This window comes from Streptomyces tremellae, from assembly GCF_039540215.1.
GTDB classification, from domain to species: domain Bacteria; phylum Actinomycetota; class Actinomycetes; order Streptomycetales; family Streptomycetaceae; genus Streptomyces; species Streptomyces tremellae.
This window is the reverse complement of the sequence record NZ_BAABEP010000079.1, coordinates 20,492-27,530: the sequence shown is the minus strand read 5'-3', so window position 1 is coordinate 27,530 and position 7,039 is coordinate 20,492. Positions and strand designations below refer to the sequence as shown.

Below are 7,039 nucleotides of genomic sequence, written 5' to 3'. Positions count from 1 at the left end.
GCAGACACCCCATCAGCCACACCCGGCCCTCCCGGACCGCCTCACATTCTTAAGGACACCCCATGACGACGTACGACGACAGCGTCACCGTCACCACCACGCGGACGGCCGGCCGGTTCCTGGCCGAGGCGCGCGAGCAGTTCCTCGTCACCGACTCGACGGGCGGGCGCGGCGGCCTCGGCCAGGCGTGGCTCGCGGGCGAGCTGCTGCTCGCCTCGCTCGGCACCTGCGCCGTCAGCAGCATCACCCACTTCGCGCGGGAGGAGGACGCGCCGCTCGACGACGTCGAGACCACCGTCGGCTACACCCGCGACGAGTCCGACCCCACCCGCTACGAGGAGGTCGCCCTCTCCGTCACCACCTGGGGAGTCGACCAGGAGACCGCGGAGCGGCTCACCCGCCTCTACACCGAGAACTGTCCGGTGTACGGGACGATTTCGCGCGGCGGGAAGGTGACCGTCGCGGTGGAGGCGCGGCCCGGCGACCCGGCGCGCCGCGGGCCCGGTGTCGCGGGCATCGCGGCCCGTTAGGCTGGCAGACATGAGTCTCGGCCCGGCGCACGCCCCCACCAAGAGCGAGGTCGCCTACCAGGCGCTGCTCCGCGCGATCAGGACGGGTGAGCTCGCGCCGGGCCAGCGGGTCGTACTGGCCACGCTGGCCGAGCAGTTGCAGATGAGCCAGACGCCGGTGCGCGACGCGCTGTCCCTCCTCGCCGAGCAGGGCCTCGTCGTGCGGCGGCCGAACCACACCACGGTGATCGGCGGCCAGCCCGCCGAGCGCTCCTCCGAGGTCTCCATGCTGCGCTCCATCCTGGAGCCGGAGGCGGCGATGCTCGCGGCCATGCGCAAGGACCCGGGCGACGTGGCCGGCATGGCCGCGGCCTGCGACGCCATGGACCGGGCGCTCGCCGACGGCGGCCCGTCCGCCACCGGCGACCTCAACTCCCGCTTCCACCTGGCGGTCGCGCGCGCCAGCGGGTCGCCGCTGCTCGCGGACTTCGTGGGCCGGGTCTGGCGGCAGATGCCGCTCGAAGGGCTGACCGCGAGCGGCCAGCTGGTCCGCGCGGCACGGGAGCACCGGGCGGTGCTCGACGCGGTCGAGGCGGGCGACAGGGACGCGGCGCGCGCCCTGATGGCGGAGCACGTCGGCCATGCCGCCGAGGCCACGGAGGACTACCTGCGCCGGGTGTCGCAGAGCGGCACGCGCCCCTGAAGCCGGTTCCCGCGGCCGGGACTTACGGGTTGACCCAGGCGGCGGGGGCGTCGGTGAGCGCGACCACGTCGGCGGGGAGCCGGCCGCTGACCACGTCGTGCAGCGTGACGCCCTCCAGGATGCGGCGGACGCCGGCCCGCAGCGCGATCCACAGGGGCAGCAGCGAGTCGGCCGGCCCGGTGTAGGAGAGGTCGGGCGGCCTGACGCCCTGCACCGAGACGAGCGGGCCGTCGACCGTGCGGATCACGTCCGCGATGCTGATCGAGTCCGGTGCCTTCGCCAGCCGGTAGCCGCCGTTCGCGCCGCGCTGGCTGAGCACGAGGCCGCCCCTGCGCAGGTCGTTGAGGATGGCTTCGAGGAATTTGTGCGGGATCTGCTGGGCCTCGGCGACCGCCTCGGCCGTGAGCGGCTCGCCGTCGCGCGCGGCGGCGAGCTGGAGGGCGGCACGCACCGCGTAGTCCGCTTTGGCCGAGATCCGCATGGCGTCATTATCCCGTATGCGTGCCGGAAGGGCGTACGCCGGGGCCCGGGGCGCCCGGCACGGGGAGGGGCGCGGGTGTCCGCGTGCCGGTCACCCGATGTCCGATGGGCGGACACGCCCTTGCACGGCGCGGGCCCGTGACCCATATTCCCTACTATTCAGATAGGAATAATGGGGAAGTGGTGGGACGGTGGGAAGCGCGATCGCACGACGGCTCGGGGCGCACCGGTGAGCGGCGCGGCGGACGACACGGGGGTCTTCTGGCTGCGGGTCGCCCGCGAACTCGCGGACGACCTCGCCGTCGACGCCGTCGAGCGGGACCGCGCGGGCAAGCCCCCGTACGACGAGATGGCGCGGATCCGCGAGTCGGGCCTGCTGCCCGCGCTCGCGCCGCCCGACGGCAGGGGCCTCGGCATGGAGTGGCCGACCGGCTGCGCGGTGGTGCGCCGCATCGCGGCCGCCGACGGCTCGCTCGGTGAACTCCTCGGCCGGCACTACGCGTTGTCCTGGAGCGCCCGGTTCTTCTCCGACCCGGAGCGCGCACGAGCCGTCGAGGCCGCCGCGCGCACGGGCCAGTGGCTGTGGGCGGGCGACACGGGGACGCCGTACCCGCACGCGTTCGGCGGGGAGGCCGGCACCGGGGCCTCCCTGGTGCGCGCCGTGCGCCGCGGCGGCGCAGTCCTGCGCGGCAGCCGGGCCCTGGCCTGTGCCGTGACCGTCGCCGACCGGCTCGTCCTCGACGCCACGGCCGACGACACGGGCGAGCCGGTCGTGGTGCTCGTGGACCCGCGGCACGCGGGGGTCACCCGTGAGCAGGCGCACGACCGGTTCGGCCAGCGCCTCGCCGACGCGGGCACCTGCCACTTCGACGGGGTGCCCGCGGGCGGTGACGCCGTGCTCGGCCCGGCCGCCGCCGACGACGAGACGGCGGCCCCCTTCACCACGCTCGCCCCGCTCACGCTGCGGCTCGTGCTCACGCATGTGGCGCTCGGCATCGCGGAGGGCGCGCTCGCCGAGGCGGGGGAGCTCAGCCGCGCCGCGGCCCGCAGCGCGCGGGCCACCGAGGACCCGGGCGGCCCGCTCGCGCCCGCCGACGGCGACATGCTGCGGACCTTCGGGTCGCTCGCGCTCGCCCTGCACGGCGCGTCGGCCGTCGTGGCGCAGGCCACCACGGCCCTGTCCGAGGCGCTCGGCGCGGGCCCCGGACTCGACGAGGAGCGCCGCGCCCGCACGGCCGTGCTGGTGGCGGCGGCGGAGGCGGCGACCGTCCCCGCCGCCCTGCGCGCGGGGGAGCGGGTGCTCGGGCTCGCGCGGGCGGACGGGCTCGACCGGTTCTGGCGCGACCTGCGGACCCTGGTCGTACGGGCCCCCGAGGGCCAGGGGCTGCGCGCCATCGGCGAGCACTACCTCAGCGGCGCGCTCGGCGCGGCGGCCCCCTGGGCGTGAGGCGGCGCGGGGCGGTCTGCCCCCGCGGGGGTGCTCGCCGCGCGCGGGTCGCACAGCCGTCTGCCGCGCGCGGGCCGGCTCGCCGCAGGGGCCCGGTTCCGCGCGCCGCCTCGGCGTGCGGAACCGGGCCGGACGTCAGGCGCGGGGCACGTACTTGTAGCCGACTCGGCGGACGGTGACGATGCTGCGCCGGTGCGCGGGACCCAACTTCCGCCGGAGTCTCGCCACATGGACGTCCACGGTGCGGCCGTCGCCGACGTGGTCGTAGCCCCAGACGTGGTGGATGAGCTGTTCGCGGGAGTACACCTGCCCGGGGCGCTCCATGAGGTGCGCGAGCAGGGAGAACTCCAAAAACGTCAGGTCGAGTTCGGCCCCGTCGACCGCTGCCGTGCGCTGGTCGGCGTCGACCAGCACCCCGTCCCGCACGAGCGGTACGCGCGCGGGGGCGGGCGGCGGGGTGGGCACCTCGTCGATCGCCACGGCCTGGATGTGCGGCCGCAGGCCGGCGTCCGCGAACAGCGGCGCGGGGTCGGTGTCGGCGGGCAGCAGTACGAGGTAGGCGGTCAACTGCTGGGTACCGCCCGCCTCGACGGGCTCCGCGGGTGTCGCGAGCCGGAGGCGGGGAGCGGTGCGCGAGACGGGGGCGGGGTCGGCTGAAGGCAGCGCCGTGGTCATGGCGGTGGTCCTGTCCTGGTGGGCCGGTGGGGGTGGATGGCCCGTGAGGGCCCGCACTGGTCGACGCGGCCCGCGGATGCACAAGACCCGCGGGGGCGACCTCAGGAGCGGCGGCAGACCGCGCTGGCGACGCGACGGAAGTCGACGTGCCTGCGGCGAACGAGCGGCTGCTGCGTGCGGGTCATGCCCCCATGGTCCCGGCGGCATCGGCCGCACGTCAACGTCTTCCCTATAAAAACAGTAGGGGAAACGGCGGGAAGCGGCGGACGGTCACGGTCGGCGACGTCCGCGGACCGCAACCGTCACACCGGGTGACTGTCACCGTACCGCGAGAGACGGATTGTTGCCGCAGTATTGCCCTTTCATGGCGGCTGCCCCCGCGGCCCCGCGAGCGGTTCCTGGACGCCCGGACGGCATGCCACGATCCCGCGAGCGGCAGCACACCTTCCGCGTCGGCGCGGGGGGCGCCGCGCGGGCACGGCGCCAGGTCCCGGAGCGGGCGGCGGCGCGGGGGCTGCCGCGTCTCGCACCTGCACCAGCGGCCGGGAGGACCGGTACATGATCGTCTTCGAGTCCGTGACCAAGCGCTACGCGGACGGGACTGTCGCGGTCGACGGCCTCGACCTCCAGGCGCCCGCCGGCCGGACGACCGTCCTCGTCGGACCCTCGGGCTGCGGCAAGACCACCTCGCTGCGGATGATCAACCGCATGGTCGAGCCCACGTCCGGCCGGGTCCTGCTGGACGGCGCCGACACCGCCGACTCGCCGCCCGCCCAGCTGCGCCGCCGCATCGGCTATGTGATCCAGCACTCGGGGCTGCTGCCGCACAGGACCGTCGTCGACAACGTCGCCACCGTCCCCCTGCTGCTCGGCGAGAGCCGCAGGACGGCCCGCTCGCACGCCCGGGAGCTCCTCGAACGCGTCGGCCTGCCGGGCGAGTTGGCCGAGCGCTACCCGGCCCAGCTGTCCGGCGGGCAGCAGCAGCGCGTCGGGGTCGCGCGGGCGCTCGCCGCGGACCCGCCGGTGATGCTGATGGACGAGCCGTTCAGCGCGGTCGACCCGGTGGTGCGCGAGCAGCTCCAGGACGAGTTCCTGCGCCTTAAGGGCGAGTTGGGCAAGACCATCGTGTTCGTCACCCACGACATCGATGAGGCCGTCAAGCTCGGCGACCTGATCGCGGTGCTGCGGGTCGGCGGCCGGCTCGCCCAGGTGGCCCCGCCCGCCGAGCTGCTCGCCCGCCCCGCGGACGCCTTCGTCGCGGGCTTCGTCGGCCGCGACCGCGGCTACCGCGCCCTCGGCTTCGCCGCGTCGGCGCCCGCCACGCTCCAGGAGGAGCCCGCGGTGCGCCTCGGCGAGAGCCTGGCGGCAGCCGCGGACCGCGCCCGCGACGGCTGGGTGCTCGCCGTCGACGCGGACGACCGGCCGCAGGGCTGGCTGCGCGTACCGCCGAGCGCGAACGCCCAGGCCGCGCCGGCCACGAAGGCCGGCGCGCAAGCCGACGCGGACGCGCGCGTCACCCCCGGCCTGCTCAACCTCGGGGGCACCACGGCCCCCGCTGACGGCACCCTGCGGGAGCTGCTGGACGCCGCGCTCTCCGCGCCGAGCGGGCGCGGCGTGGTCACCGACCCCGAAGGGCGGCTGCTCGGCACCCTCACGCCCGCGTCCGCCGTCGAGCTCATCGAGCGGCGCAACCGGGAGCACGCGGACGCGCCGCAGGACACGGCCGACGCCGGGCGGCAGGCGTGACGCGCGCGAGCGGCGACGCGCCGCCGGGACTCCTCGCGTACTTCTCCGCGCACCACGCGGAGATCCTGCGCTGGCTCTGGTCGCACACCTGGCTCTCCGTGCTGCCCGTGCTGATCGGCCTCGCCGTCTCCCTGCCGCTCGGCTACCTCGCCACCCGCCGCAGGTGGGCGTACCCGCCGCTGGTGTCGGTCGGCGGGCTCCTCTACACGATCCCCTCGCTCGCCCTGTTCGTCGCCATGCCCAGCATCCTCGGCACGAGGATCCTCGACCCGGTCAACGTCGTCGTGGCGCTGAGCGTCTACACCGTCGCGCTGCTGTCCCGGGTGGTCGCCGACGGGCTGCGCGCGGTCCCCGAGGATGTCGTGGCCGCGGCCACCGCGGTCGGCCACACACCGCTCCAGCGCCTGCTGCGGGTCGACCTGCCGCTCGCGGTGCCGGTGATCGCCGCCGGGCTGCGGGTCGCGGTGGTCGCCAACGTCAGCCTCGTCGCCATCGCGGGCACCATCGGCGTCCCCGAGCTCGGCCAGCTGTTCACCAACGGCTTCCAGCTCTCCTCTGGCGGCCCGTACTACCCGCCGATCGTGTGGGGCATCGTGCTGTGCGTCGCCCTCGCCCTCGTGCTCGACCTGCTGATCGTCCTCGGCAACCGGGCCCTGACCCCCTGGCGCCGGCCGGAGGTGCGGCGATGAGCGACGCACTCACCTGGCTCACGGAGCCCGCGCACTGGCGCGACGACCTCGGCACACCCGGCATCCCCGCGCAGCTCGCCGCGCACCTGGAGTACTCCCTGACCGCCGTCGTGATCGCCGCGGCCGTCGCGGTGCCGCTCGGCCTGTACATCGGCCACACGGGCCGCGCCAGGTCCCTGGTGACAGTGGCCAACGGCGTCCGCGCGCTGCCCACCTTCGGCCTGCTCATCCTGCTGTACGTGCTGGTCTCGCCGCACATCGGCGGCCGCGGCGACGCCCCGTACCTGGTGCCCACCGAGATCGTCCTCGTCCTGCTGGCGATCCCGCCGATCCTCGGCAACACCTCCGCCGGGATCCAGAACGTCGACCCCGCGGTCCGCGACGCCTCCTCGGGCGTCGGCATGACGGGGCGCCAGGTGCTGCTGCGGGTGGAGTTGCCGATCGCGCTTCCCCTGGTCCTCTCCGGGCTGCGCAGCGCCGTCCTCCAGGTCGTGGCGACCGCCACCGTCGCCGCGTACGTGGGGCTCGGCGGCATCGGCCGCTACCTCTACGACGGCCTGGCCGCACGGGACTTCGGCCAGATGACCGGCGGCGCCGTGCTGGTGGCCGCGCTGGCCCTCGCCATCGACGGCGTCCTCGCCCTGGTCCAGCGGTACACCGTCTCACCCGGCGTCTCCGGCAGGTTCGGCGCCGCCCGCCGCGGCGCGGCCCGCGCCGCCGCGGACACCCCCACGGAGCCCGTACTGCCGTGACCCCGCCGCGCGCCCGCCGCGCCGCGCGACCCGCGACA

The 7,039-nt window shown here is 75.7% G+C and carries 8 protein-coding genes; 6 read left to right on the top strand and 2 right to left on the bottom strand.

The features are described 5' to 3' along the window. Positions 1 to 62: 62 nt before the first annotated feature. Entirely contained in the window at positions 63 to 530 is a 468-nt protein-coding gene (locus tag ABEA77_RS30865) for an OsmC family protein (RefSeq protein WP_345654943.1), read from the top strand. A gap of 10 nt (positions 531 to 540) precedes the next feature. Continuing rightward, positions 541 to 1,212, top strand: coding sequence for a GntR family transcriptional regulator (locus ABEA77_RS30860; protein ID WP_345654941.1), 672 nt, complete (start codon positions 541 to 543; stop codon positions 1,210 to 1,212). A gap of 22 nt (positions 1,213 to 1,234) precedes the next feature. On the opposite strand, the gene ABEA77_RS30855 is transcribed toward ABEA77_RS30860, so the two are convergent. Beyond that, positions 1,235 to 1,693 carry an RrF2 family transcriptional regulator gene (locus tag ABEA77_RS30855; RefSeq protein WP_345654938.1) on the bottom strand — a complete coding sequence of 153 codons (459 nt, stop codon included), beginning with the start codon at positions 1,691 to 1,693 and terminating at the stop codon, positions 1,235 to 1,237. Positions 1,694 to 1,921: 228 nt separating this feature from the next. On the opposite strand from ABEA77_RS30855, the gene ABEA77_RS30850 reads away from it, so the two are divergent. Then, entirely contained in the window at positions 1,922 to 3,139 is a 1,218-nt protein-coding gene (locus ABEA77_RS30850) for an acyl-CoA dehydrogenase family protein (RefSeq protein WP_345654934.1), read from the top strand. 135 nt (positions 3,140 to 3,274) lie between these two features. On the opposite strand, the gene ABEA77_RS30845 is transcribed toward ABEA77_RS30850, so the two are convergent. Beyond that, on the bottom strand, positions 3,275 to 3,814 hold the full coding sequence (locus tag ABEA77_RS30845; RefSeq protein ID WP_345654932.1) for a winged helix-turn-helix domain-containing protein: 540 nt from the start codon (positions 3,812 to 3,814) through the stop codon (positions 3,275 to 3,277). A 558-nt stretch (positions 3,815 to 4,372) separates the two neighbouring features. Between ABEA77_RS30845 and ABEA77_RS30840 the strand changes: the two genes are divergently transcribed. Genes ABEA77_RS30840 through ABEA77_RS30830 form a run of 3 tightly spaced genes read left to right on the top strand, consistent with a single transcriptional unit; the run spans position 4,373 to position 7,001 of the window. Then, the gene (locus ABEA77_RS30840; RefSeq protein WP_345654929.1) at positions 4,373 to 5,560 is read left to right on the top strand and encodes an ABC transporter ATP-binding protein; all 1,188 of its coding nucleotides are present in this window, start codon (positions 4,373 to 4,375) and stop codon (positions 5,558 to 5,560) included. Further along, positions 5,557 to 6,249 carry an ABC transporter permease gene (locus ABEA77_RS30835; protein ID WP_345654926.1) on the top strand — a complete coding sequence of 231 codons (693 nt, stop codon included), beginning with the start codon at positions 5,557 to 5,559 and terminating at the stop codon, positions 6,247 to 6,249. The genes ABEA77_RS30840 and ABEA77_RS30835 overlap by 4 nt, the downstream gene beginning before the upstream one ends. Then, positions 6,246 to 7,001 (top strand): ABC transporter permease, encoded by a 756-nt coding sequence (locus ABEA77_RS30830; RefSeq protein WP_345654923.1) that lies wholly within the window; start codon positions 6,246 to 6,248, stop codon positions 6,999 to 7,001. Before ABEA77_RS30835 ends, ABEA77_RS30830 begins: the two co-directional genes overlap by 4 nt. Positions 7,002 to 7,039: the final 38 nt, after the last annotated feature.